We start from the raw sequence: 24,036 nt of genomic DNA on the forward strand, positions 1-24,036 counted from the left end.
TTCGACGCGGCAGCCTACTTCGCAGACTTCACGGGGCGACTACGACCGCACCCGGGCGCCGGAAGCAGCTGCTGGAGGGGTACCTCCACAGAGCAGGTCGACGTCATCGCATCGATGTCCCGTGCCGGGTGCGGCGGATCAAGTCGGAGGGGTCGAGGCGGGTTTCCGCCAGGCATCTGATGTGGTCCAGCAAGTAGGCGCCGTAGCGCTCGCCGCCGTGGACGGGCACAAACACGGCTTCGTCAGCACTCTGGTCCGGCGCGCGTGAGGCGAAAGCAGAAGAGGATGCCGGGGGCGGAGAAGCCGGAATCGCAGACCCCGCCGGCCGGAGCGGGCCCGCCTCAAGAGGTTCGCCCGATGCCCATGGAGTCGGACGCTCACGAGGAACAGGAGCGACCGGGGATGCAACCCCTGCCCGGACAACGGCCGTGGGACCCATCACCACGCACCCCACCGACGAATCGAACGAAACCCCAGGTCACAGACCTCTACGGGCTTGCGGGGGACGGGCATCGCCTCACGGTCGCCACACCGACACGGGGATCCCACCGCTGCGAGAACCGCGTTTTCGCAGGTCAGAAGGATTCTTCTGGCCTGCGGTGGTGGGGCGGGTGGGACTCGAACCCACGGCCGACGGATTATGAGTCCGCTGCTCTAACCGGCTGAGCTACCGCCCCTTCACGGCGTGGCGCGTACATGTGTGCGCGCCGTCTGCCGCAGCATAGCCGCTCATACGATCTCCTGCCTCGGATGCCTCGCATGATCGGCTTCGCCTGCCCAGAGAGACCGCATCGGGCTCCGCGCGGTTCCGGACCGGGGCAGAAAAAAAGAAAAAGGACCCACACGGGGTCCTCGTTCTCTCTTGCTCCCCCGACTGGACTCGAACCAGTAACCTGCCGATTAACAGTCGGCTGCTCTGCCAATTGAGCTACAGGGGACCGCGCTCCCCCGACTGGACTCGAACCAGTAACCTGCCGATTAACAGTCGGCTGCTCTGCCAATTGAGCTACAGGGGATTGCTGCGTTGCACCGAACAGCCCACCTCCGGCCTTGGCCAGGGGGCGAGCGCCCGTTGCGAGTCATAGATTAGCGCAAGCAGGGGGGTGCTCCGCCAATCGGTATCGACAGCAGGCCGGGCACCACACGACGAAGGGTGACAGGCATGCGGTACAAGGTCACGTTCGCGGTCGGACTGGCCCTCGGGTACGTGCTCGGGACCCGGGCCGGGCGCGAGCGTTATGAACAGTTGAAGAAGTCCGCGCGCGAGCTGGCGCAGAGTCCGGTCGTCCGCAACGCCGCCGAGACCGCAGGTCACAGCGGCCGCGAGTTCGCGGGCAAGGCCTTCGCCGCGGTGAGCGACAAGGTGGGCGACGCCGTGCCCGACGCCCTGGCCGGGCGGGTACGGGGCCTGCGCGCCCGGGTCGGCGGCAGCGGCGCCGGCGAGGACGACTGGGGCACCAGCAACACCTGACGGCAACCTCCAGGACAACCCCCGCGGGGCCCCGGCCGGTCTCCGGCCGGGGCCCCGCGGGGCTCGGGGCGGCGGAGTTCGTCCATACGTGCGGCAGAATTCTCCGCATGGGGATAGTCGCCGGGCTGGACAGTTCTTCCGCCTTCACTCGCATCGTCGTCTGTGACACCGAGACGGGCGCCGTGCTGCGCCAGGGGTACGCCCCCCATCCGCAGCCCACCGGCGACGCCGTACCGCACGAGACGGACCCGCAGGCCTGGCTGCTCTCCCTCGGAGAGGCCGCCGGCGGCGGGCTCCTCGAAGGCGTCGAAGCCATCGGGGTCTCCGCCCAGCAGCACGCCGTGCTGCCACTGGACGCGCAGGGCGGCCTCGTCCGCTCCGCCCTGGTGGGCAACGACAAGCGCGGCCAGGTCGCCGCCGCCGATCTCATCGACTCCCTCGGCGGCCGCCAGGCCTGGGCCGAAGCCGTCGGCTCCGTCCCCCATTCGGCGCAGCCGCTCGCGAAGCTCGCCTGGCTGGCCCGTACCGAGCCCGAGGCCGCCCGCCGGGTCGCCGTGGTGATGTCCCCCCACGACTGGCTGGTGTGGCAGCTGCTGGGCCGCCCGGCCCGGCGGACCACCGACCGGGGCGGCGCTTCCGGCACCGGGTACTGGTCGGCGGCCACCGGCTCCTGGCGCCCCGACCTGGTCGAGCTGGCGCTCGGGCACCGGGCGCTGCTGCCCGAGGTGCTCGGCCCCTGCGAAGCCGCCGGGACCACGCCCGAGGGGCTGCTGATCTCCGCCGGGACCGGCGAGACCATGGCCGCCGCGCTCGGGCTCGGCATGGGCCCCGGCGACGCGGTGGTCTCGCTGGGCGCGTCCGGGTCGGTGATGGCGGTGCACCACGAGGCGCTGTCGGAGCCGGGCGGGCTGATCACCTCGCTCGCGGACGCCGCCGGGATGCACCTGCCCGTGGTCAACGTCTCCAACGCGGTACGGGCCCTGCGCGGCACCGCCGAACTGCTGGGCACCGACCTGGACGGGCTGAGCGAGCTCGCGCTGAAGTCGACCCCGGGCGCCCACGGACTCGTACTCCTGCCGTACCTGGAGGGTGAGCGGACGCCGAACCTGCCGCAGACCGCCGGGACCCTGTCGGGGCTGCGCCGGGACTCCATGAAGCCGGAGCACCTGGCGCGGGCCTCCTTCGAGGGCATGCTGTGCGGGCTGGTGGACGCGCTCGACGTGCTCCGCAGCCGCGGGGTGGAGATCCGCCGGGTGTTCCTGCTGGGCGCGGCGGCCGAGCTGCCCGCGGTCCAGGCCTTCGCACCGGGGCTCTTCGGCACACAGATCGTCGTACCGGCGCCGGCGGACTACGCGGCCCTGGGCGCGGCCCGTCAGGCGGCGTGGGCGCTGGGCGTCGCACGCGGCACGCTGACCCCGCACACCCCTCCGGTGTGGCCCGCCCCGGCCGCGCAGGTCTTCGAGCCGGACGAGGAGTACCCCGCCTGGCAGGGCGTGCGCCAGCAGTACATCGCCACGCGGGAGCAGATCCACCCGGGCGCCTTCTGAGCCCGGCGCGAAGGGCTCGGGAAGGGCTCACGACGGGCTCGCGAAGGGCTCACGAGCGGCTCGCGGAGGCTTAGGACCCGAGCAGCCCGGTCTACTCCTTTTGGCCGGGCTTTGCGAAAACCGGTGGGGATCGGGCACCCGTTTGGCCGAAGATGGGGTGAACCCCCTCGATATGCCGACCGGAGCCTGCGCGTGCTCATACGACTTCTGCGGACCCACCTCGGTCCGTACCGGAAACCGATCGCCGTGCTGGTCCTGCTGCAACTGCTGCAGACCAGCGCGAGCCTCTACCTGCCCACGCTCAATGCCGACATCATCGACAACGGTGTCGTCCACGGCGACACCGGCTACATCCTGCGCTTCGGCGCCCTGATGCTCGGCGTCTCCCTCGTGCAGCTCGTCTGCAACTGCGGCGCCGTCTACTTCGGCGCCCGCACCGCCGCCGCCTTCGGCCGCGATCTGCGAGCCGGCGTCTTCGACCGCGTGCAGAGCTTCTCCGCACGAGAGCTCGGCCAGTTCGGCGCGCCGTCGCTGATCACCCGTACGACCAATGACGTGCAGCAGATCCAGATGCTCGTCCTGATGACCTTCACCCTGATGGTCTCGGCTCCGATCATGTGCGTCGGCGGCATCTTCATGGCGCTCTCGCTCGACGTGAAGCTGTCGGGCGTCCTGCTCGCCGTCGTCCCCGTCCTGGGTCTGTCGGTCGGCGCGATCGTCCTGAGGACGCGGCCGCTGTTCCGCAAGATGCAGACGCGCCTGGACACCGTGAACCGGGTCCTGCGCGAGCAGATCACCGGCAACCGGGTGATCCGCGCCTTCATCCGCGACGACTACGAGAAGGACCGCTTCCGCGAGGCCAACGCCGACCTCACCGGCGTCTCGCTGGCGGCCGGCAAGCTGCTCGCGCTGATGTTCCCGACCGTCATCGTGGTCGTGAACATCTCCAGCGTCGCCGTCATCTGGTTCGGCGCGATGCGCGTCGACAGCGGCGGCATGGAGATCGGCCAGCTGACGGCCTTCCTGGCCTACCTGATGCAGATCGTCATGTCCGTGATGATGGCCACCTTCATGTTCATGATGGTGCCGCGCGCCGAGGTCTGCGCCGAGCGCGTCCAGGAGGTCCTGGACACCGACTCCAGCGTGGTCCCGCCCACCGACCCGGTCCGCAAGCTGCTGAGCCACGGCCGCCTCGAACTGCGCGGCGCCGACTTCCACTACCCGGGTGCCGAGTCCCCCGTCCTGCGCGGGGTCGACCTGGTGGCCAGCCCCGGCGAGACCACCGCCGTGATCGGCTCCACGGGCAGCGGCAAGTCCACGCTGCTGGGCCTGGTCCCCCGGCTGTTCGACGCGACCGGCGGCGAGGTCCTCGTCGACGGCGAGGACGTACGCCGCCTCGACCCGGAGCTGCTGGCCAAGACGGTCGGCATGGTGCCGCAGAAGCCGTACCTGTTCTCCGGAACGGTCGCCACCAACCTGCGCTACGGGCGCCCCGACGCCACCGACGAAGAGCTGTGGCACGCGCTGGAGGTGGCGCAGGCCAAGGGCTTCGTCTCCGAGCTGGAGGGCGGGCTGGACGCGCCCATCGCCCAGGGCGGAACCAACGTCTCCGGTGGACAGCGCCAGCGGCTCGCGATCGCGCGCACGCTCGTACAGCGCCCGGAGATCTACCTGTTCGACGACTCCTTCTCGGCCCTGGACTACGCGACGGACGCGGCGCTGCGCTCCGCGCTCGCCCGCGAGACCGAGGAAGCGACCGTGGTCATCGTCGCCCAGCGGGTCTCCACGATCCGCGACGCCGACCGGATCATCGTCCTCGACGAGGGGCAGGTCGTGGGCGAGGGACGCCATCACGAGCTGATGGCCGGCAATGAGACCTACCGGGAGATCGTGCTCTCCCAGCTGACGGAGGCGGAGGCCGCATGAGCGGGCCCGGAGGACGAATGATGATGGGACCGCCGACGACGCGGTCCATGGACTTCAAGGGCTCGGGCAAGCGGCTGCTGCGCGAGCTGGCCCGCGACCGGGCCAAGCTCTTCGGCATGGTCGTCGCGGTCGTCGGCTCCGTCGCCGCTTCGGTGACCGGTCCCAAGATCCTCGGCAAGGCCACCGACCTGGTCTTCGCCGGGATCGTCGGCAAGAACCTGGATCCGCGGCTCACCAAGGAACAGGCCCTGGAGGGGATGCGCGCCCACGGCGACGGCGGCATGGCGGACATGCTGTCCGGCACCGACTTCACCCCGGGCAAGGGCGTGGACTTCGGCGCGGTCGGGGCGGTGGCGCTGTGGGCGCTGGCCGTCTTCACGCTCGCCGGTCTGCTGATGCTGGTCGCGACACGGCTGTCCAACCACATCCAGAACGGCACCGTGTACCGGATGCGCGAGGACCTCCAGGCGAAGCTGTCGCGGCTGCCGCTGTCGTACTTCGACAAGCAGAAGCGCGGCGAGGTGCTCAGCCGGGCCACGAACGACATCGACAACATCGGGCAGACGCTCCAGCAGACGATGGGGCAGCTGATGAACTCGCTGCTCACCATCGTCGGCGTGCTGGCGATGATGTTCTGGATCTCCCCGGTGCTGGCTCTGGTCGCCCTGGTGACCATCCCGGTCTCCGGGTACGTGGCCGCGAAGATCGGCAAGAAGTCGCAGCCGCAGTTCGTGGCGCAGTGGAAGTCCACGGGCGCGCTCAACGCGCACGTGGAGGAGATGTACTCGGGCCACACGCTGGTCAAGGTCTTCGGCCGGCAGAAGGAGTCCGCCGCCCTCTTCGCCGAGCAGAACGAGGAGCTGTACAAGGCCTCGTTCAAGGCGCAGCTGGTCACCGGGATCATGCAGCCCGTCATGATGTTCATCTCGAACATCAACTACGTGCTCGTCGCGGTCGTCGGCGGTCTGAAGGTCGCCTCCGGCACCCTGTCAATCGGTGACGTGCAGGCCTTCATCCAGTACTCGCGGCAGTTCTCGATGCCGCTGAGCCAGGTCGCCTCGATGGCCAACCTGGTGCAGTCCGGCGTCGCCTCCGCGGAGCGGGTCTACGAGCTGCTGGACGCGGAGGAGCAGGACCCGGACGTCGAGGTTCCGGAGCGCCCCGAGACCGTGCGCGGACAGGTCACCTTCGACAAGGTCGCCTTCCGCTACGAGCTGGACAAGCCGCTGATCGAGGACCTCTCGCTCACGGTCGACCCCGGCCACACGGTCGCGATCGTCGGCCCGACCGGCGCCGGCAAGACCACGCTGGTCAACCTCCTGATGCGGTTCTACGAGGTCACGGGCGGCCGGATCGCCCTCGACGGCGTGGACATCGCGAAGATGACCCGCGAGGAACTGCGCAGCGGCATCGGCATGGTGCTCCAGGACACCTGGCTGTTCGGCGGCACCATCGCGCAGAACATCGCCTACGGAGCCTCGCGCGAGGTGACGCGCGCCGAGATCGAGGAGGCCGCGCGGGCGGCGCACGCGGACCGGTTCGTCCGCACCCTGCCCGAGGGCTACGACACGGTGCTGGACGACGAGGGCGCGGGCGTCAGCGCGGGCGAGAAGCAGCTGATCACCATCGCGCGGGCGTTCCTGTCCGACCCGGTGATCCTGGTGCTCGACGAGGCGACGAGCTCGGTGGACACCCGTACCGAGGTGCTGATCCAGAAGGCGATGGCGCGCCTCGCGCACGGCCGCACGTCCTTCGTGATCGCGCACCGGCTGTCCACGATCCGCGACGCCGACCTGATCCTGGTGATGGAGAGCGGCTCGATCGTGGAGCAGGGCACGCACGAGGAACTGCTGGGCTCGAACGGCGCGTACGCGCGGCTGTACGCGGCGCAGTTCGCCCAGGCGGTGGCCGAGGTCGACTGACCTTCCGGCGCGAGCGGGTGGGGGCGTCCTTCGGGGCGCCCCCTTCCCGTTTCAGTCCAGATATCCCCGGAGCTGGTCGGCGAAGGCGTGGTCGCGGAGCTTGTTGAGGGTCTTGGACTCGATCTGGCGGATCCGCTCGCGGGTCACGCCGAAGATCCGGCCGATCTCCTCCAGGGTGCGCGGGCGGCCGTCTGCGAGCCCGTAACGCAGCTGGACGACCTTGCGCTCCCGCTCGCCGAGGGTGGACAGGACCGCTTCCAGGTGCTCGCGGAGCAGGAAGAACGCGGCCGATTCCACGGGCGAGGCGGCGTCGCCGTCCTCGATGAGGTCGCCGAGCGCGACATCGTCCTCCTCGCCCACGGGGGCGTGCAACGAGACCGGCTCCTGGGCGAGGCGCAGCACCTCCAGGACCCGCTCGGGGGTCAGCTCCAGGTGGGCGGCGACCTCTTCGGCGGTGGGTTCGTACCCGCGCTCCTGGAGCATGCGGCGCTGGACGCGGACGACGCGGTTGATCAGCTCGACCACATGGACCGGCACGCGGATGGTCCGGGCCTGGTCGGCGAGGGCCCGGGACATGGCCTGGCGGATCCACCAGGTGGCGTAGGTGGAGAACTTGTACCCGCGGGCGTAGTCGAACTTCTCAACGGCCCGGATCAGTCCGAGGTTCCCCTCCTGGACCAGGTCGAGCATGGTCAGTCCGCGGCCCACGTAGCGCTTGGCGACGGAGACGACGAGCCTCAGGTTCGACTCGATGAGGCGGCGCTTGGCCATCCGGCCCATGACGACGAGCTTGTCCAGGTCGAGCGTGAGCTGGAGATCGAGCCGCTCTCCACTGCCGAGCTTCTCCTCGGCGAACAGTCCCGCTTCCACGCGCCGCGCGAGATCGACCTCGTCGGCGGCGGTCAGCAGCGGGATGCGGCCTATCTCGCGCAGGTACTGGCGGAACAGGTCGGCGGACGGGCCCGCTCCGGCGGAGCTGTCCCCCGTGCGCTTGCGCTGCACGGGCACCTGCTCGGCCAGCTCACGGACCTCGGGCTCCTCCTCGGGCTCCTCCCCGTCCACGGCGTCCGCCTCGGGCTCTTCGCCCGCGGCGGCTTCGGCTTCCGCGGCGGCGTTTGCGGGCGGGCTCACGCTGACGGTCAGGCTCTGGGTCTGCACGGGGGCGACCTCCACAGGGCTCCGAGGACGGGGGCACCGCACCTCAGTGTGGCGTACGACACATCACTGCCACGAGGGGCGTGCGGGCACTTTCTGGGTCCGGTGCGTAACCCATCGTTACCCCCGGACCAGAACCCCGATGCGGATCGGACGCATGTCCGAGAAGATCACTGCCATGTCTGTGTACGAAACCCATGTCACCGTGCGCTGCCCGGATCCGGCGGAGCTCGACCGACTCGAAGCGTGGTCCGGGGCGCGGGAGTTGAAGGTCACCCACATCCTGCTGGCCCGGGGCCGGATGGTCTCGCAGCCGATGCTGACGCTGCCCGACCGCGAAAGCCACGAGCGACTCGTCCCCGCACTGCGGGCCGCCGGCTTCGACCCGGTCCGGGTCAAGGTCGAGACCGTCCCCTGGACCACGGACCGGCCGGGCCCGGGCGGCGGGTACTTCGAGCACCACGTCAAACTCCTGCTCCCGGCCGACTACGACCGCGCCGCCCTGGAGTCCCTGGTGGTCCCGCACGGGGCGCACGTCTCGTGGAACGCCCGCCGGGCCCTTGTCGGGGGACGCCACGAACGCTTCGTGACGCAGCGGTGCGCGGGCGCGGCAGGGCCGGCGGGAGCCTCGCGGGCCTGCGACGCGCTGATCGCGGAGCTGGTGGGCGCCGGGTACGAGATCGACTCGCAGGAGCGGGAGTTCGTGCTGTACGACAGCGATCTGTCGGTGGACGACGGGTGGATCGAGGAGGGGCCGCGATGAGCAAGTGGAGCGAGTTCGGATGGGAGCCCATCGAGCTGCCCCGGGAGCCATTGGACGAGGCCACCCGGGCAGAGAAGGAACTGCCCCGCACCTTGCGGCCGGTGGCCGGGGACGACGTACGTCAGCAGGCGGTCTTCGATCCTTCCCTGAAGCACTTCGCGCGGGGCTACCGGGCCGGCGATCCGGTCTTCGACGACCCGGAGCGGACCGCCGCCTGGGCGCGGGCGCGGCGGGCCGCCATGGACGCCGTACTGCTGGCGGTCGCCGAGTCCGAGTGGGTGGACTCGCTCGTCCTGCGGGGCAGCGTGCTGCTCGCCGACTGGTTCGGGGAGGAGGCCCGGGAGCCGGGCGACCTGGACTTCGTGGTGGTGCCGCAGAGCTGGAACATCAACGACGGCCGGACGGCCCGGATGCTGGACGGGATCGCCGCCGCCGCGGCGGGCCGGGCCGGGATCAAGGATTCCGGGGCCCTCTGCGAGGGCATCTGGACCTACGGCCGGGTGCCGGGAACACGGATGGTGCTGCCCTGGGAGGTACCGGGGCTGCCCGCCGGGCAGGTCCAGCTGGACTTCGTGTTCAACGAGAAGCTGGCCGTCGCACCGGAACCGGTCGAACTCGCCTGCGGGGCCTTGGTCATGGCCGCCACGCCCGCGCTGTCCCTGGCCTGGAAGCTGCTGTGGCTGGCGAGCGACGCCAATCCGCAGGGGAAGGACCTCTACGACGCCGTGCTGCTCGCCGAGGAGTATCCGCTGTCGTACGAGCTGCTGCTGGAGGTGTTCGAGGAGTGGCCGATAGCGATGGGCCGGGAGCCGGACCTGCAGGACGTCGTCATCAAGCCGAGGGTCGACCGGGAATGGCGGCACTTCGCCGCCGAGTACCCGCATCTGGCCGGCCCCGAACAGGGTATGGACTACAAAGAGCGACTGCTCGGCGCCATCTATCCGACCTTCCGGGGCCGGTCGACCGAGCGGGTCAGGCAGTGGCTCGATGATTTCGAGGGGTTCGCGGAGTTCGATGCGCAGTACGACGAGGAGTACGAGGAGGAGTCCGAGGACCAGTCCGCCGAGGACGCAGGAGGGGACGACCGATGACGTGGCGTGAGTTGGGGTGGCGCGATGACGAGCTGCCGAAGGAGCCGCTGGACGAGGTGACGCGCCGCGAGCACGACCTTCCCGCGACGCTGCGGGCGGTGGCCGGGGACGATGTCCGCCAGCGGGCCGTCTTCGACCCTTCGCTGAAGCAGTTCCACAACGCCTACCGGGCCGGCGACCCGGTCTTCGACGACCCGGCCCGGACGAGCGCGTGGCTGGCGGCGCGGCGGGCGGCGCTGGACGCCGTACTCCTGGCGGTGTCGGAATCCCCGTGGGGGGACTCACTGGTGCTGCGCGGGAGCGTGCTGCTCGCCGACTGGTTCGGGGAGGCCGCACGAGAGCCCGGCGACCTGGACTTCGTGGTCGTACCGCGGAGCTGGAACATCGACGACGGGCGGACGGCCCGGATGCTGGAGGGGATCGCCGCCGGCGCGGCGCGGCGGGCCGGGATCAAGGAGTCCGGGGCGGTCTGCGAGGGCATCTGGACGTACGACCGGGTGCCGGGGACCCGGATGGTGCTGCCGTGGGAGGTGCCGGGGCTGCCCGGCGGGGAGGTCCAGCTCGACTTCGTGTTCAACGAGCGGCTGCCCGAGGAACCCGAGCCGGTCGAACTCGCCTGCGGGGCCGTGGTCCTGGCAGCCTCCCCCGCGCTGTCCCTGGCCTGGAAGCTGCTGTGGCTGGTGAGCGACTCCTACCCGCAGGGCAAGGACCTCTATGACGCGGTCCTGCTGGCCGAGGCGTTCGACCTGCCGTACGCCCTGCTGGACCAGGTGTTCCGGCTGGCCCCCGAACAGCCGCTGCGCCACCCGGGCGTGACCATGGAGGACATCGCCGCGTACGGGAACGTCGGCCACGAGTGGGACCACTTCACGGCCGAGTACCCGCAGCTCTCCGGCCCGGAGGAGGAGTACGCCCGGCGGCTGGTGGCGGCGCTGGCGCCGACCTTCGCCGGGTCCCCGGACACGCCTAGGCCGGCTCGACGCGGACCGCGCAGACCTTGAATTCCGGCATCCGGGACACGGGGTCCAGCGCCGGGTTGGTCAGGGTGTTGGCGCGGCCCTCGCCCGGCCAGTGGAAGGGCATGAAGACCGTGTCCGCGCGGATGGTGTCGGTGATGCGGGCCGGGGCCACCGCGCGGCCGCGGCGGGAGGTGACCGCGAGGGGGGCTCCGTCGACCGCGCCGATGCGGGCCGCGAGGCGGGGGTGGAGTTCCACGAAGGGGCCGGGGGCGGCCTCGTTGAGCTCGTCCACCCGGCGGGTCTGGGCGCCCGACTGGTACTGGGCGACCACCCGGCCGGTGGTGAGGAGGAGGGGGTACTCGGCGTCCGGGACCTCGGCGGAGTCGCGGTGGACGACGGGGACGAAGCGGGCCCGGCCGTCCTCGGTGGCGAAGCGGTCGAGGAAGAGGCGCTCGGTGCCCGGGTGGGTCTCGGCCGGGCAGGGCCAGAAGACGCCCTGTTCGGCTTCGATGCGGGCGTAGGTGATGCCCGCGTAGTCCGCCGGGCCGCCCGCCGAGGCACGGCGGAGCTCTTCGAAGACTTCCTCGGGCGAGACCGGGAAGGCCTTCGGCATGCCCAGCCTGGCGGCCAGTCCGTGCAGGACCTCCAGGTCGCTGCGGACGCCCGGGGGCGGGGTCAGGGCCTGGCGGCGGAGCAGGACCCTGCCCTCCAGGTTGGTGGTGGTGCCGGTCTCCTCCGCCCACTGGGTGACGGGCAGGACCACGTCGGCGAGGGCCGCGGTCTCCGAGAGGACCACGTCCGCGACGGCCAGGAAGTCCAGGGAGCGGATGCGGTCCTCGATGTGGGAGGCGCGGGGGGCGGAGACCACCGGGTTGGAGCCCATCAGGAGCAGGGCCCTGACGTCCGTGCCGAGGGAGTCGAGGAGTTCGTACGCGCTGCGGCCGGGGCCGGGGAGGTCCGCGGGGTCGATGCCCCAGACCCCGGCCACGTGTGCGCGTGCCGCCGGGTCGGTGAGCTTTCGGTAGCCGGGGAGCTGGTCGGCCTTCTGGCCGTGTTCGCGGCCGCCCTGGCCGTTGCCCTGCCCGGTGAGGCACCCGTAGCCGGAGAGCGGGCGGCCGGCGCGGCCGGTGGCGAGGCAGAGGTTGATCCAGGCGCCGACGGTGTCGGTGCCCTTGGACTGCTGCTCGGGGCCGCGGGCGGTGAGCACCATCGCGGACTGCGGTGCGCAGAACATCCGGACCGCCTCGCGGAGCTTGGGCACGGGTACGCCCGTGATCCGCTCGACCTGCTCGGGCCAGTGCGCCATCGCGCCCGCGCGGGCCTCCTCCCAGCCGGTGGTGCGGGAGGCGATGAACTCCTCGTCCGTGTGGCCGCCCGCGACGACGAGGTGGAGCAGGCCGAGGGCCAGTGCCAGGTCCGTGCCGGGGCGCGGGGCCAGGTGCAGGTCGGCCTGTTCGGCGGTCCGCGTGCGGCGCGGGTCCACCACGATCAACGTGCCGCCGTTCTCGCGGAGTTCCCGGAAGAACCGGAGGGCGGGCGGCATGGTCTCGGCGGGGTTGGAGCCGACGAGGATGACGCAGCCGGTCCGGGGGATGTCCTCCAGCGGGAAGGGCAGCCCCCGGTCGAGCCCGAAGGCCCGCTGGTGCGCGGCGGCGGCCGAGGACATGCAGAACCGGCCGTTGTAGTCGATCTGCGAGGTTCCGAGGGCGACGCGGGCGAACTTCCCGAGGGCGTAGGCCTTCTCGTTGGTCAGCCCGCCTCCGCCGAACACCCCTACCGCGTCGGCCCCGTACGCCCCTCGGGTACGGGCCAGGCCCTCGGCGACGGCGTCGAGGGCCTCCTCCCAGGTGGCCGGCTCGAGCCGGCCGGCGTGGGTGCGGACGAGCGGCTCGGTGAGGCGCACCCGGGAGGAGAGCACGGCGGGGGCGGTGCGGCCCTTGCCGCACAGCGCGCCCCGGTTCACGGGGAAGTCCGCGCGCTCCTCCACCGTCACCGACGCTCCGCCCGGTTCGGGGCGGAGGTTCATGCCGCACTGCAGCGCGCAGTACGGGCAGTGCGTGGCGGTCACGCTGTCGGTGGCCGTGGCGGTCACGCTGTCGGTGGCCGTGGCGGTGACGGTGACGGTGACGGCGGAGGAGGCGGTGTCGGCCGGTGCGGCTCCCGGGGTGTGCATGCGCCTCACCATGCGTCGCGGGTGTTACGCCCGCCGCCGCGCCCGGTTACGCCTCTTGTACGGGCACCTCAGCGCGGGCCCTACTGCCCGGTGAGGTACTTCACTGCCCGGTGAGGTACTTCACCGTGAGGCCGGCCGTCCAGCCGCCGTCGACGGCGAGCTCGGCGCCGGTCATGTAGCCCGCGGCGTCCGAGAGGAGGAAAGCGACGGCGGCGGCGATCTCCTCGGGGAGGCCGACGCGGCCCAGCGGGGCGCCGGGGTAGTTGCCCTCGCCCGGCTGGATGCCGATCGGGGCGGTCATCGGGGTCAGCGTCATGCCGGGGTGGACGGAGTTGACGCGGATCCGGGATTCGGCGAGCTCGACCGCGCCGATCTTCGACAGTCCGCGCACGCCCCACTTCGAGGCCCCGTACCCGGCGGTCAGCGCGAGACCGGTGAGGCCGGCGGCGGAGGAGATGTTGACGATGGAGCCGCCGCCGTTCTCCCGCATGAGCGGGATCGCGGCCTTGATGCCGATGAAGACGCCGACCAGGTTGATCTCGAGGACCCGGCGGAAGTGCTCGACGCTCTCGTGCTCCAGGAACTGGCCGGTGGAGATGCCCGCGTTGTTGACCAGGCCGTCGATGCGGCCGAACTCGGCGACCGCGTGCTCCAGCGCCGCCTGCCAGTCGGACTCGCTGGTCACGTCGTGCTTGAGGAAGCGCGCCGAGTCGCCCAGCTTGGCCGCCGTCTCGGCGCCCTCGGCTTCCAGGACGTCGGTGATGAGCACCTTGCCGCCGCCGTCCACGACGGCTTGTGCGGCCGCCGCGCCGAGGCCGCGGGCCCCGCCGGTGATGACGACGACCTTGTCGCTCAGATCCACTACAGCCACGGTAACCACGACCCCTGACACACGAGACTAATGGGCATATGACTAATCGGCATACACCGATGAGTGGCGTCAGTCTGCCAGAGCGGCCAGGGCCCGCGACACCCCCTCCTCCTTCGGCCCCAGGAACTTCGGTTCCGGCTTGAACACCGCGTCCAGCGCCGCCTTGCCCGCCGCGAACACCTCGCGGGTGCCGCCGTAGTACCAGGTCGCGTCGTGTGCGTCCGCGACGCCGACCCCGTACGAGTCCACGCCCGCGGCCTCGCACAGGGCGACCGCCCGGCGGATGTGGAAGCCCTGGCTGATGAGCACCGCCCGGTGGACCCCGAAGACCTCCCGGGCCCGGACGCAGGAGTCCCAGGTGTCGAATCCCGCGAAATCGCTGACGATCCGCCCGTCGGGCACGCCGTGGCCGGTCAGGTACGCGCGCATCGCGTCGGGCTCGTCGTACTCGGTGCGGCTGTTGTCCCCGGTGACGAGGACGACCTTGACCTTGCCCGCGCGGTAGAGCTCGGCGGCGGCGTCGAGCCGGTTCGCGAGGTACGGGGTCGGGCGGCCGTTCCACAGCCCGGCTCCGAAGACCACCGCCACCTCGGCGGCGGGCGCGTCGGCGGTGGTCCGCAGCCGGGATCCGGCAGCCGCGTGGGTCCACGCGGAGGGCAGCAGCGCCACCACGCAGCCGGCCATCACCAGCTGCACGGCCCGCCGCCGGGCCCGTACGCTCCCGGGCACCAGCGCCCCCGGCCGCAGCCGCCGCAGCCGCAGCCGCCCCGTCAGCCGTGTCCCGATCCCGCGCATGCCCGACCCCCGTGTTGTTCCCGGTACCTGTTCCGCAGCTCAGGACGCCGAGGAAGATCGCGCGGTTGCCGGAGCCGCCGGGATCGACGCCCCCGCAGCGCACCCGCCCCTCACCGTCCACCTCCCTGTGAGCAGGTGGAAAAGACCCGTCACCCCGGCGCAACGCACCGGCAACGTGCGGCGCGCAGGATCGGTTCATGACGGAGCCGGCGCACCCTCCCGAGTCCCTTCCCTTCCAGCCCGCCACCACCGCGGAGCTGCTGACCCGGTTCACCGCCCAGCTCGGCACGCAGCTCAGCGGGCTGCGCCCCCGACACCAGGGAGTCCCCCCATGCAGCCCACCCTCGTCGCCGTGGCCCACGGCAGCCGTGACCCGCGCGCCCTCCCCGCCGTCGAAGCCCTGCTCGAGCGGGTCCGCGAGCTCCGCCCCCGCCTCCGTGTCCGGCTCGGGCACGTCGAGCTGAACCGGCCACTGCTCGACCACACGCTCGAACGGGCCACCGGAGAAGCCGTGCTCGTGCCGCTGCTGCTCGGGCGCGGAACCCACGTCAAGCGGGACCTGCCGGCCGCGGCCGCCCGCGCCGGGCACCTGCGGACCCGGGTGGCGGCCCCCCTCGGCCCGCATCCGCTGCTGGTCGAAGCCCTCTACGAGCGGCTCGTGGAGGCCGGCTGGGCCACCGGGTCGGCGGTGGTGCTGGCCGCCGCCGGATCGCGCGACCCCGAGTCCGCCGCCGATACGCGGGCCACCGCCGCCCTGCTGTCCGAACGGCTCGGCGGGGTGCCCGTGGTGGCGGCCTACGCCTCGGCCGCCGCGCCCACCGTGCCCGAAGCGGTACGGGCCCTGGCCGCCCGGGGCTGCCACCGGCCCGCGGTGGCCTCGTACTTCACCGCCCCGGGGCGGTTCGCCTCCGCGAGCGCCGCCGCCGCGCCGGGAGCGGCCGCCGCCCCGCTGGGCGATCATCCGGCGCTGGCCCGCCTGGTGCTCCAGCGCTACGACGAAGCCCTCGCGGCGCGGGAGGAGGAGCGGTACGAGGAGCGGAGCGGGCCGCTGGAACTGGCCACCGCTTAAAGGGCGTGTTGGTTCGGATTGCTCGGATTGCTCCTCTTGTCGGTGACTCCGGTTACCGTTTCGGGCATGGAAGGCTTGGAAGGCACCACCGCGTCCGCCCGTCCGCCCTACGATCCCGCCGACACCGAGCGCTGGGCCGCCGAGCCCGACAAACGGCCGGGCCGGACCGCCTTCCAGCGCGACCGCGCCCGCGTACTGCACTCCGCGGCCCTGCGCCGCCTCGCCGGGAAGACCCAGGTGGTCACCCCCGGTACGCGTTCGTACGACTGGGACGCGAGTCCCCGTACGCGCCTGACGCACTCCCTGGAATGCGCCCAGGTCGGCCGTGAGCTCGGCGCCGCACTCGGCTGCGATCCCGATCTGGTAGAGGCCGCCTGCCTCTCGCACGACATGGGACACCCTCCTTTCGGCCACAACGGCGAGGAAGCCCTCAACGAGTTCGCCAAGGACTGCGGCGGCTTCGAGGGCAACGCCCAGTCGCTGCGCCTGCTGACCCGGCTGGAGCCCAAGCGGTTCGTCCCCGACCCGGCCACCGGCGAGCTGGTCAGCGTGGGGCTCAACCTCACCCGGGCCTGCCTGGACGCCGCCACCAAGTACCCCTGGGCGCGCGGGGACCACCCCACCGACCCCGGATCGGTGAAGTTCGGCGCGTACGAGGACGACCTGCCGGTCTTCGAGTGGCTGCGCCGCGGCGCGCCCGCCGACCGCAAGTGCTTCGAGGCGCAGGTCATGGACTGGGCCGACGACGTGGCGTACTCCGTCCACGACTTCGAGGACGGCCTGCACGCCGGCCACCTCGACCCGAACCTGCTCTTCGCCGAGCCCGAGCGCACCGCGATCTGGCGGGTGGCGATCGGCCGGTACGTGCCGGCCGACACCGAGCCGGAGGAGCTGCGCGAGGCGCTGGACCGGCTGATGGAGCAGGACTGGTGGCCGCACGGGTACGACGGCTCGGCCGTGGCCCAGGCCCGTCTGAAGGACGCCACGAGCCAGCTGATCGGCCGCTTCTGCCTGGCCGCCGAGGGGGCCACCCGGCAGGCGTACGGCACCGGCCGCCTGACCCGGTACGGGGCGGAGCTGGTGGTCCCGCGCGAGGCGCGCAACGAGTGCGCCGTCCTCAAGGCGGTCGCCGACCTGTACGTCATGCAGCGCGACGAGCAGGAGCGGATCCGCGCCGATCAGCGGATCGTCCTGGCCGAGCTCGCGGAGGCGCTGAGCGCCCGGGCGCCGGAGGGCCTGGACCCGCAGTTCCGGGCCGTCTTCGACGCCGCACCGGACGACAGGGCCCGCAAACGCGCGGTCGTCGACCAGATCGCGATGCTCACGGACGCCTCCGCGCGCTCCCTGCACTCACGGCTCACGATGCGCACGCGACGCGCCGAAGGGTGAGCCGATCGGGCCACTGCCCCTTCACGCGGCAGGCTCAGTGCGGGACGCTCGCATGTGGTCGCATGTGGCGGAGAGGTTATGAGGAGGCATCAGGTGGTCGACGCACACCGGACATTCGTCATCGTCGGCGCAGGGCTTGCCGGAGCTAAGGCGGCCGAGACGCTGAGGTCCGAGGGGTTCACGGGGCGGGTGATCCTCATCGGAGACGAGCGCGACCATCCCTACGAGCGGCCACCGCTCTCCAAGGGATACCTGGCGGGCAAGGAGGAGCGCGAGAGCGTCTTCGTCCACGAGCCCTCCTGGTACGCGGCCTCCGACATCGAGCTGCATCTCGGCCAGCCGGCGGTCCAGCTCGACCGGGAAGCCAAGAAGGTGGTCCTCGGCGACGGCACGGCGCTGCCCTACGACAAGCTGCTGCTGGCCACCGGCGCCGAGCCGCGCCGGCTGGACATCCCCGGCACCGGGCTGGTCGGGGTGCACCACCTGCGCCGCCTCGCGCACGCCGAACGGCTGCGGGGGGCGCTGGCCGGGCTCGGCCGCGACAACGGGCACCTGCTGATCGCGGGCGCCGGCTGGATCGGCCTGGAGGTCGCCGCGGCGGCCCGCGGGTACGGGGCCGAGGTCACGGTGATCGAGCCGGAGGCCACCCCGCTCCACGCGGTGCTCGGTCCGGAGATCGGCCGGCTCTTCGCGGACCTGCACGCCTCGCACGGGGTCCGGTTCCACTTCGGGGCCCGGCTGACCGAGATCGTCGGGCACGACGGGATGGTGCTGGCGGCGCGCACCGACGACGGGGAGGAGCACCCGGCGCACGCGATCCTGTCCGCGATCGGGGCGGCGCCGCGCACGGCCCTCGCGGAGACCTCGGGACTGGCCCTGGTGGACCGGGAGCACGGCGGCGGGATCGCCGTGGACGCCTCGCTGCGCACCTCGGACCCGGACATCTTCGCGGTCGGGGACGTGGCCGCGGCGCACCATCCGGTGCTGGGGACCCGGCTGCGGGTCGAGCACTGGGCGAACGCCCTGAACGGGGGTCCGGCGGCCGCGCGGGCGATGCTGGGGCAGGAGGTCAGTTACGACCGGGTGCCGTACTTCTTCTCGGACCAGTACGACGTGGGCCTGGAGTACTCGGGGTACGCCCCGGTGGGCGGCTACGACCAGGTGCTGATCCGCGGGGACGTGGGCAAGCGGGAGTTCATCGCCTTCTGGCTGTCGGACGGCCGGGTCCTGGCCGGGATGAACGTCAACGTGTGGGACGTCGCCGAGCACATCCAGGCCCTGATCAGGTCGAAGGCGCCCGTAGATCGCGAAAGGCTGGCGGATCCCACGGTTCCGCTTTCCTCCCTGGTACCGGCGGAGGGGGCCTGACGGGATTGTCGGCCCCCGGCCGTAGACTTGCCCGCGTGGCAGGACGGATCAACGACGACGACGTGAAGGCGGTACGGGACGCGGTCCCTATCGACGCCGTGGTCTCGGAGTACCTCCAGCTGCGCAACGCCGGCGGCGGCAACCTCAAGGGCCTCTGCCCGTTCCACGACGAGAAGTCCCCGTCCTTCCAGGTCAGCCCCAGCAAGGGCTTCTACCACTGCTTCGGCTGCCAGGCGGGCGGGGACACCCTCGACTTCGTCATGAAGATCGACCACCTCTCCTTCTCGGAGGCGGTCGAGCGCCTGGCCGGCCTGGCCGGCATCACCCTGCGGTACGAAGAGGGCGGCTACACCGCCGGCTCCAGCGGCCGCGGGGAGCGCATCCGGCTCGTCGAGGCGCACAAGGCCGCCGCCCTCTTCTACACGGAGCAGCTGGGCAGCGCCGAAGCGGAGATCGGCCGCAAGTTCCTGGCCGAGCGCGGCTTCGACCAGGCCGCGGCCGCGCACTTCAGCGTGGGCTACAGCCCGGCCGGCTGGGACCACCTGACCCGCTTCCTGCGCGGCAAGGGCTTCAGCGACAAGGAACTGATCACCTCGGGCCTGGCCCAGGACAGCCGCAGCGGAAAGCCCATCGACCGCTTCCGCGGCCGCCTGATGTGGCCCATCCGCGACATCAGCGGCGAGGTGGTCGGCTTCGGCGCGCGCAAGCTGCGCGACGACGACAACGGCCCCAAGTACCTGAACACCCCCGAGACCTCGATCTACAAGAAGTCCCAGGTGCTCTACGGCATCGACCTGGCCAAGAAGGAGATCGCGAAGACCTCCCGGGCCGTCGTGGTCGAGGGCTACACCGACGTGATGGCCTGCCACATGGCCGGGGTCACCACCGCGATCGCCACCTGCGGCACCGCCTTCGGCGGGGACCACATCAAGATCCTGCGCCGCCTGCTGATGGACAACGCGACCGCCGAGGTGATCTTCACCTTCGACGGGGACGCGGCCGGGCAGAAGGCCGCGCTGCGCGCCTTCGAGGACGACCAGAAGTTCGCCGCCGAGACCTCCATCACCATCGCCCCGGGCGGCATGGACCCCTGCGACCTGCGCCTGGCACAGGGCGACGCGGCCGTGGCCGCGCTGGTCGAGGCCCGGACCCCGCTGTTCGAGTTCGCACTCAAGCACATCGTGGCCCGGCACAACCTGGAGAACCCGGCAGGGCGCTCGGCCGCCCTGGACGAGGCCGCCCCGATCATCAAGAAGATCAAGAACGTCGGGATCCAGCACGAGTCGGCGGTCCAGCTGGCGGGCATGCTGGGCATGCGCGACGAGCAGTTCGTGGTCAAGCGGATCGCCCAGCTCGACCGCTGGGCCCGGGAGCGCGGCAACCAGCCCCAGCAGCAGCGCCGTGGCCGCTCCGGCCACGCGTACGAGGACATCGCCGCGCCGGCCGCCGCCCCCGCGGGCCCCGCGCTGAACCTGCGCAGCCCGGCCCACATCACCGAGCGCGAGCTGCTCAAACTGGCGCTCCAGCGCCCGGCCCTGGTCTCCCCCGCCTTCGACGCGTACGGGATGGACGAATTCACCGCGCCGCCCTACGCGGCCGTCCGCCAGGCCATCCTGGACGCCGGCGGAGCCTCCCTGGGCACCGAGGACTATCTGACCCGGGTCCGGGAAGCCGCCCCGAACGACACCGTCCGCGCGCTCGTCACCGAGCTCGTCGTCGAAGCCATCCACGCCAAGACCGTCGACGAGATCTACGCCGGGGTCCAGCTGGTCCAGGTCCGGCTGCGCGCCGTCGACCGCCGGGTGCACGAGATCCAGGGCACGATGGCCCGCCTCGGCCACCAGGGCTCGCCGGAACAGCTGGCGGCGGTCCAGGAGGAGCTGTGGGTCCTCCAGCAGTACGGCCAGCGGCTGCGCAACCGGGGCGCGGAAGGCCTGTAAGCCGCATGGTGGCGGCCTAGGCCGTCTCTTTCGGATCTTGCCGGTCGAGCCCGCGTCGTCCGGTGCCGTGCCTCGCCGTGCTGCCGGGTCTCCCGCGTACTGGACGTACTCGGGTGGCCCGGCAGCGCGGCGAGGTGCGGTGCCGGGCGGCGTGGGCCCGGCAAGATCCGGAAGAGACGGCCTAGCCTCGGCGCAGCCAGTCGCCGCCGGGGATCTCCGTACCGGAGTCCGCCAGCCGGCGGGCCAGGGGCGGGGCCGCCAGGTAGACCCAGGCGCGGACCGCGGTGCCGTCGGGGCGCAGGGCCTGGCGGGCGGAGCGGTCGTAGATGTTGCCGGGGCTCCCCGGGCCCTCGTACTCCTCCAGCAGGTCCAGCGCGGCCAGGAGTTCCCCGTACGCCCCCGGGGCCGGGGTGATCAGCTCCCCGGCTATGGCGGAGCCGGGGCGGTCGACGGCGTACGGGTAGCCGGGGCCCTCGTACAGTGCCGCGTCCGGGAGGCGGGCGGGCTCCTCGGCGGCGGTGCGGCCGCGCAGGAAGAGGTGGTGGTTGACCTCGCCCGGCCGAAGGGTCCCGTAGACGAAGAACGGGAGCTCCTCCGGTTCCGTTCCGCGCATGGGCAAGGGGATGGGCACGGGTGCCGTTGCCGGTGCCGATCTCGTACTTTCGCCCCGGCCCTCCGGCCGATCGACCGATGCCATACAGCCCTCCCTCGACTCACACTGACAGTCCCCGACGCCGTCCACCGTCAGTCTCCTCCCTCCCCACCACCTCACGGTTCTGGCCCCCCCATGTCTCGACTGACCCGCCGCAGCCTCCTGGCCGCCGCCCTGCTCTGCGTCGGCCTCGGCGGCTGCGCCGCGCCCGGCGGCCTCGGGCGGGGCGAGCCCGCGCCGGCGGTCTCGGCCCAGCCGCGGGCGAAGCCGCTGTGGCCGGTGTGGACCGAGGAATCCCCGAAGGCGGGCGGCGCGGCGGTGTCCAGCCAGGCGCCACCGCCGACGCCGCTCGACGGGGCGCCCGCAGTGGGGCCCGAGGGGATCGAGAAGGTCGACGTACGGGAGGTCCTGTACGCGGACCGGCAGATGAAGTCCTTCGCCACCAAGAAGGAGATCCCCTCCCCGGGCCGCCCCGGGCTGCGACCGCCCCGGTACAAGGACGTGACCGGTGACGGGAAGCCCGAGCTGATCGTCGCCGCGGACACCGAGACCGGCCGCTCGATCCTCGCCGTCTACACCGCGGCCGGCGGGAAGCTCCTGCCGATCCTGCACACCAGCGGGCGCCGGCTGAGCCCCGAGACCGTGGGCACCGACCTGCTGGTCCGCACCGCCGACGACGACGGATCCGCGCACACCGTCCGCTACCACTGGGACGGGGTGCGGATGGTCGTGGTCAGCGACGAGAAGCACTTCGGCAACGCCATCGCCGGTCCCGGGGAGTGCCCGGCGCAGCCGGCGCCGACCTCCGGGAAGGGCAGTGGTCCCCGGTGAGGCCCGCCCTGCTGCGCTGCCGCCAGCTCGTGCGCGCCCTCGGCCTGCGCTGGAAGATCTCCGTGCTGCTCGCCGCCGGCTGTTCGCTCGTCGCCCTCACCATCGGCATCCTGATCCACGAGGCCCGGGTCCGCCAGGTCGCCGAGGCCGCCCGGCAGAGCGCCACCGCGCAACTGGTGCGCGTACGGCAGGTCTACGAGCTCACGGGCCAGCTGGACTTCGACAAGGTGGGCGAGGCCGATGCCCGGATCGACTGCCCCGCCCTCCCCGAGCCGCTGCGCCGGGCTGCCCTGGCCGGGGAGCGCACCACCTACCTCGACCTGGACGGACCCCGCCCGGCGGTCTGGGCCGCCCGGCCGGTCGGCGGCGACCAAGTGCTCTCCGTACGGCAGTCACTGGTCTCGGACCAGCAGGAACTGCTCGATCTCGACCAGCAGTTGGCGGTGTCCGGAGCGGCGGTCGTCACCCTCGCGGCGTTCGGCGGATCGCTGCTCGCGAGCCGGCTCAGCAAGGACCTGCGGTCGGCGGCCGAGACGGCCCGGCGGATCAGCGCCGGCGAACTGGACGCCCGGATCGGACCTTCGGGGGTGCCCGGGACCCGCAACGAAGTGGCGGAGCTGTCCTCGGCCGTGGACACGATGGCCGCGAGCCTGCAGCGGCGGCTGGTGGCCGAGCAGCGGTTCACCGCGGACGTGGCGCACGAGCTGCGGACCCCCCTGACCGGACTGCACACGGCCGCCGAACTGCTGCCTCCGGGCCGGCCCACGGAGCTGGTGCGCGACCGGGTCGCGGCGCTGCGCACGCTGACGGAGGACCTCCTGGAGGTGGCCCGGCTGGACGCGGACCGGGAGGAGGCCCAGCTGGACGTCCACCCGCTGGGGCCGCTGGTGGAGTCGATCACCCGGCGTTCGGGGGTGGCGGCGCGGGTGCGGGGCGCGGACGGCGGGAGCCAGGTGCGCACGGACGTGCGGCGGCTGGAGCGCATCCTGACGAACCTGCTGGTCAATGCCCACCGGCACGGCGGGGCCGCGATCACCGTGACGGTGACGGGGAACGCGGTGACGGTCCTCGACCGGGGTCCGGGCTTCCCCGAGCACCTGCTGCGCGACGGGCCCCAGCGGTTCCAGACGGGCGCGGCCGAACGCGGCCAGGGCACGGGGCTCGGCCTGACCATCGCCCTGGGCCAGGCCCAGGTCATCGGAGCCCGGGTCACCCTCGCGAACGCCAGCCCCACGGGCGCCTCGGCCACGATCACCCTGCCCCCGGCGTAGGGATCCGCCCGGGGGCACCCCGGGCAGGGCGCGGTCACCCGGACGGGGTGGGGGTACACGGATGGCCGCCTCGCCGCCTTTGAGCTGCACAAACAGCTCCGCGGATGAGCGCCCGCGGCAAATCTGACAGGACATCAGCAGGCGCCCGGTCGCCACCGCCGGTTACCTCGGGAACACGACCCCGTGTCCCCAGGAGACCCACCATGCGCCGACGCACCGCCCACGTGCTCACCGCCACCGCGCTGACCGCTCTCGCGTTCGCCGGACCGGTGGCGGGCGCGGTCGCCGCCGCGGACCTGGGGATGGCGGCCTTCGCGCCCGGGGACTTCGCCCCCCTGGAGGTGTGGCCCAAGTCCGCCTCCCCCGGCACCACCGTCACGGTGAACACCCGTGCCTGTGGCCCCGACAGCCACGCCGAGGGCGATGCCTCCACCGTCGGCGGCGGCCGCTTCAAGCTGGTTCCGGGGACCCACAAGGAGGTGGTCGTGGGGCAGTTCCAGGTCGGCCACTCCGTCCACCCGGGCACCTACGGCATCGGCGCCACCTGCGCGAACGGCAAGTTCGCCACCGGCGACCTGATCGTCACCGAACACGACCGCGGCCCGCAGGGCCACGTCCGTACCGGGGTGGGCGGTGGCACGACCACCACCGCCGACCCCGCCAAGATCACGGCGGGAGTGGCAGTGCTGGCCGCCACCGCCGTCGGCGGTATCTGGCTCCTGCGTCGCCGGGCGAGCGGCACGCAGAGCTGACGGACGCCCACCGCGGCCCCGGCCGCGGTCCGACCGGTACCGCCCCCCGTCGCCCGCCCCGCGAGGTCCCCCCGTTCGCGGGGCCGGGCGA

General features: G+C 72.3%; 19 protein-coding genes and 3 tRNA genes. 14 read left to right on the plus strand and 8 right to left on the minus strand.

Going from position 1 to position 24,036, the window contains the following annotated elements; genetic code table 11:
• Positions 1 to 600: 600 nt before the first annotated feature.
• From OHU74_RS11250 to OHU74_RS11260, 3 genes are all read right to left on the minus strand, one after another.
• A tRNA-Ile gene (locus OHU74_RS11250) sits at positions 601 to 677 on the minus strand.
• A gap of 188 nt (positions 678 to 865) precedes the next feature.
• A tRNA-Asn gene (locus tag OHU74_RS11255) sits at positions 866 to 938 on the minus strand.
• 5 nt (positions 939 to 943) lie between these two features.
• Positions 944 to 1,016, minus strand: a tRNA-Asn gene (locus tag OHU74_RS11260).
• 146 nt (positions 1,017 to 1,162) lie between these two features.
• On the opposite strand from OHU74_RS11260, the gene OHU74_RS11265 reads away from it, so the two are divergent.
• From OHU74_RS11265 to OHU74_RS11280, 4 genes are all read left to right on the plus strand, one after another.
• Positions 1,163 to 1,471, plus strand: a complete 309-nt coding sequence (locus OHU74_RS11265) for a YtxH domain-containing protein (protein WP_371615761.1) — start codon at positions 1,163 to 1,165, stop codon at positions 1,469 to 1,471.
• A 107-nt stretch (positions 1,472 to 1,578) separates the two neighbouring features.
• The gene (locus tag OHU74_RS11270; RefSeq protein WP_371615762.1) at positions 1,579 to 3,018 is read left to right on the plus strand and encodes an FGGY family carbohydrate kinase; all 1,440 of its coding nucleotides are present in this window, start codon (positions 1,579 to 1,581) and stop codon (positions 3,016 to 3,018) included.
• Positions 3,019 to 3,210: 192 nt separating this feature from the next.
• On the plus strand, positions 3,211 to 4,944 hold the full coding sequence (locus OHU74_RS11275) for an ABC transporter ATP-binding protein (RefSeq protein WP_371615763.1): 1,734 nt from the start codon (positions 3,211 to 3,213) through the stop codon (positions 4,942 to 4,944).
• Positions 4,941 to 6,866: an ABC transporter ATP-binding protein gene (locus tag OHU74_RS11280; protein WP_371615764.1), complete on the plus strand. Its 1,926-nt coding sequence runs from the start codon at positions 4,941 to 4,943 to the stop codon at positions 6,864 to 6,866. Before OHU74_RS11275 ends, OHU74_RS11280 begins: the two co-directional genes overlap by 4 nt.
• A 51-nt stretch (positions 6,867 to 6,917) precedes the next feature.
• Here the strand turns inward: OHU74_RS11280 and OHU74_RS11285 are convergent, their stop codons facing one another.
• Entirely contained in the window at positions 6,918 to 8,066 is a 1,149-nt protein-coding gene (locus OHU74_RS11285; protein ID WP_371615765.1) for an RNA polymerase sigma factor, read from the minus strand.
• 133 nt (positions 8,067 to 8,199) lie between these two features.
• On the opposite strand from OHU74_RS11285, the gene OHU74_RS11290 reads away from it, so the two are divergent.
• From OHU74_RS11290 to OHU74_RS11300, 3 genes are read left to right on the plus strand one after another with little or no spacing between them, the layout of a single operon-like run.
• Positions 8,200 to 8,784, plus strand: a complete 585-nt coding sequence (locus OHU74_RS11290) for a hypothetical protein (RefSeq protein ID WP_371615766.1) — start codon at positions 8,200 to 8,202, stop codon at positions 8,782 to 8,784.
• Positions 8,781 to 9,875 (plus strand): nucleotidyl transferase AbiEii/AbiGii toxin family protein, encoded by a 1,095-nt coding sequence (locus tag OHU74_RS11295; RefSeq protein WP_371615767.1) that lies wholly within the window; start codon positions 8,781 to 8,783, stop codon positions 9,873 to 9,875. Before OHU74_RS11290 ends, OHU74_RS11295 begins: the two co-directional genes overlap by 4 nt.
• Positions 9,872 to 10,876: a nucleotidyl transferase AbiEii/AbiGii toxin family protein gene (locus OHU74_RS11300; RefSeq protein ID WP_371615768.1), complete on the plus strand. Its 1,005-nt coding sequence runs from the start codon at positions 9,872 to 9,874 to the stop codon at positions 10,874 to 10,876. Before OHU74_RS11295 ends, OHU74_RS11300 begins: the two co-directional genes overlap by 4 nt.
• Here OHU74_RS11300 and OHU74_RS11305 read toward each other — a convergent pair.
• From OHU74_RS11305 to OHU74_RS11315, 3 genes are all read right to left on the minus strand, one after another.
• On the minus strand, positions 10,842 to 12,860 hold the full coding sequence (locus OHU74_RS11305; protein WP_371619651.1) for a molybdopterin oxidoreductase family protein: 2,019 nt from the start codon (positions 12,858 to 12,860) through the stop codon (positions 10,842 to 10,844). The genes OHU74_RS11300 and OHU74_RS11305 overlap by 35 nt on opposite strands.
• Positions 12,861 to 13,107: 247 nt before the next feature.
• Positions 13,108 to 13,869 (minus strand): glucose 1-dehydrogenase, encoded by a 762-nt coding sequence (locus tag OHU74_RS11310; RefSeq protein WP_371615769.1) that lies wholly within the window; start codon positions 13,867 to 13,869, stop codon positions 13,108 to 13,110.
• 78 nt (positions 13,870 to 13,947) lie between these two features.
• Positions 13,948 to 14,673 carry a vancomycin high temperature exclusion protein gene (locus OHU74_RS11315; RefSeq protein WP_371615770.1) on the minus strand — a complete coding sequence of 242 codons (726 nt, stop codon included), beginning with the start codon at positions 14,671 to 14,673 and terminating at the stop codon, positions 13,948 to 13,950.
• A 331-nt stretch (positions 14,674 to 15,004) separates the two neighbouring features.
• Here OHU74_RS11315 and OHU74_RS11320 point away from each other — a divergent pair, with 331 nt between their 5' ends.
• The 4 genes from OHU74_RS11320 (at position 15,005) to dnaG (ending at position 20,439) form a co-directional block, all read left to right on the plus strand.
• Positions 15,005 to 15,742 (plus strand): sirohydrochlorin chelatase, encoded by a 738-nt coding sequence (locus OHU74_RS11320; RefSeq protein WP_371615771.1) that lies wholly within the window; start codon positions 15,005 to 15,007, stop codon positions 15,740 to 15,742.
• Between the two features lie 66 nt (positions 15,743 to 15,808).
• Entirely contained in the window at positions 15,809 to 17,131 is a 1,323-nt protein-coding gene (locus OHU74_RS11325; RefSeq protein ID WP_371615772.1) for a deoxyguanosinetriphosphate triphosphohydrolase, read from the plus strand.
• Positions 17,132 to 17,224: 93 nt separating this feature from the next.
• Positions 17,225 to 18,499, plus strand: a complete 1,275-nt coding sequence (locus tag OHU74_RS11330; protein ID WP_371615773.1) for an NAD(P)/FAD-dependent oxidoreductase — start codon at positions 17,225 to 17,227, stop codon at positions 18,497 to 18,499.
• A 35-nt stretch (positions 18,500 to 18,534) separates the two neighbouring features.
• Positions 18,535 to 20,439 carry a DNA primase gene (gene dnaG, locus OHU74_RS11335; protein WP_371615774.1) on the plus strand — a complete coding sequence of 635 codons (1,905 nt, stop codon included), beginning with the start codon at positions 18,535 to 18,537 and terminating at the stop codon, positions 20,437 to 20,439.
• A 181-nt stretch (positions 20,440 to 20,620) separates the two neighbouring features.
• On the opposite strand, the gene OHU74_RS11340 is transcribed toward dnaG, so the two are convergent.
• Complete coding sequence (locus tag OHU74_RS11340; RefSeq protein WP_371615775.1) at positions 20,621 to 21,052, minus strand: gamma-glutamylcyclotransferase family protein; 432 nt, start codon at positions 21,050 to 21,052, stop codon at positions 20,621 to 20,623.
• A gap of 174 nt (positions 21,053 to 21,226) precedes the next feature.
• Here OHU74_RS11340 and OHU74_RS11345 point away from each other — a divergent pair, with 174 nt between their 5' ends.
• From OHU74_RS11345 to OHU74_RS11355, 3 genes are all read left to right on the plus strand, one after another.
• The gene (locus OHU74_RS11345; protein ID WP_371615776.1) at positions 21,227 to 21,922 is read left to right on the plus strand and encodes a hypothetical protein; all 696 of its coding nucleotides are present in this window, start codon (positions 21,227 to 21,229) and stop codon (positions 21,920 to 21,922) included.
• The gene (locus OHU74_RS11350) at positions 21,919 to 23,193 is read left to right on the plus strand and encodes an ATP-binding protein (RefSeq protein WP_371615777.1); all 1,275 of its coding nucleotides are present in this window, start codon (positions 21,919 to 21,921) and stop codon (positions 23,191 to 23,193) included. Before OHU74_RS11345 ends, OHU74_RS11350 begins: the two co-directional genes overlap by 4 nt.
• A 203-nt stretch (positions 23,194 to 23,396) precedes the next feature.
• Complete coding sequence (locus tag OHU74_RS11355) at positions 23,397 to 23,945, plus strand: hypothetical protein (protein WP_371615778.1); 549 nt, start codon at positions 23,397 to 23,399, stop codon at positions 23,943 to 23,945.
• Positions 23,946 to 24,036: the final 91 nt, after the last annotated feature.

It is taken from the genome of Streptomyces sp. NBC_00454 (assembly GCF_041434015.1).
Lineage (GTDB): Bacteria > Actinomycetota > Actinomycetes > Streptomycetales > Streptomycetaceae > Streptomyces.

Excerpts from the sequence above, each read along its gene's own strand:
- OHU74_RS11265 (WP_371615761.1), top strand. The coding sequence starts at position 1,163 with ATGCGGTACAAGGTCACGTTCGCGGTCGGACTGGCCCTCGGGTACGTG.
- OHU74_RS11270 (WP_371615762.1), top strand. The coding sequence starts at position 1,579 with ATGGGGATAGTCGCCGGGCTGGACAGTTCTTCCGCCTTCACTCGCATC.
- OHU74_RS11280 (WP_371615764.1), top strand. The coding sequence starts at position 4,941 with ATGAGCGGGCCCGGAGGACGAATGATGATGGGACCGCCGACGACGCGG.
- OHU74_RS11290 (WP_371615766.1), top strand. The coding sequence starts at position 8,200 with ATGTCTGTGTACGAAACCCATGTCACCGTGCGCTGCCCGGATCCGGCG.
- OHU74_RS11295 (WP_371615767.1), top strand. The coding sequence starts at position 8,781 with ATGAGCAAGTGGAGCGAGTTCGGATGGGAGCCCATCGAGCTGCCCCGG.
- OHU74_RS11300 (WP_371615768.1), top strand. The coding sequence starts at position 9,872 with ATGACGTGGCGTGAGTTGGGGTGGCGCGATGACGAGCTGCCGAAGGAG.
- OHU74_RS11305 (WP_371619651.1), bottom strand. The coding sequence starts at position 12,860 with ATGAACCTCCGCCCCGAACCGGGCGGAGCGTCGGTGACGGTGGAGGAG.
- OHU74_RS11315 (WP_371615770.1), bottom strand. The coding sequence starts at position 14,673 with ATGCGCGGGATCGGGACACGGCTGACGGGGCGGCTGCGGCTGCGGCGG.
- OHU74_RS11320 (WP_371615771.1), top strand. The coding sequence starts at position 15,005 with ATGCAGCCCACCCTCGTCGCCGTGGCCCACGGCAGCCGTGACCCGCGC.
- OHU74_RS11325 (WP_371615772.1), top strand. The coding sequence starts at position 15,809 with ATGGAAGGCTTGGAAGGCACCACCGCGTCCGCCCGTCCGCCCTACGAT.
- OHU74_RS11340 (WP_371615775.1), bottom strand. The coding sequence starts at position 21,052 with ATGCGCGGAACGGAACCGGAGGAGCTCCCGTTCTTCGTCTACGGGACC.
- OHU74_RS11345 (WP_371615776.1), top strand. The coding sequence starts at position 21,227 with ATGTCTCGACTGACCCGCCGCAGCCTCCTGGCCGCCGCCCTGCTCTGC.
- OHU74_RS11355 (WP_371615778.1), top strand. The coding sequence starts at position 23,397 with ATGCGCCGACGCACCGCCCACGTGCTCACCGCCACCGCGCTGACCGCT.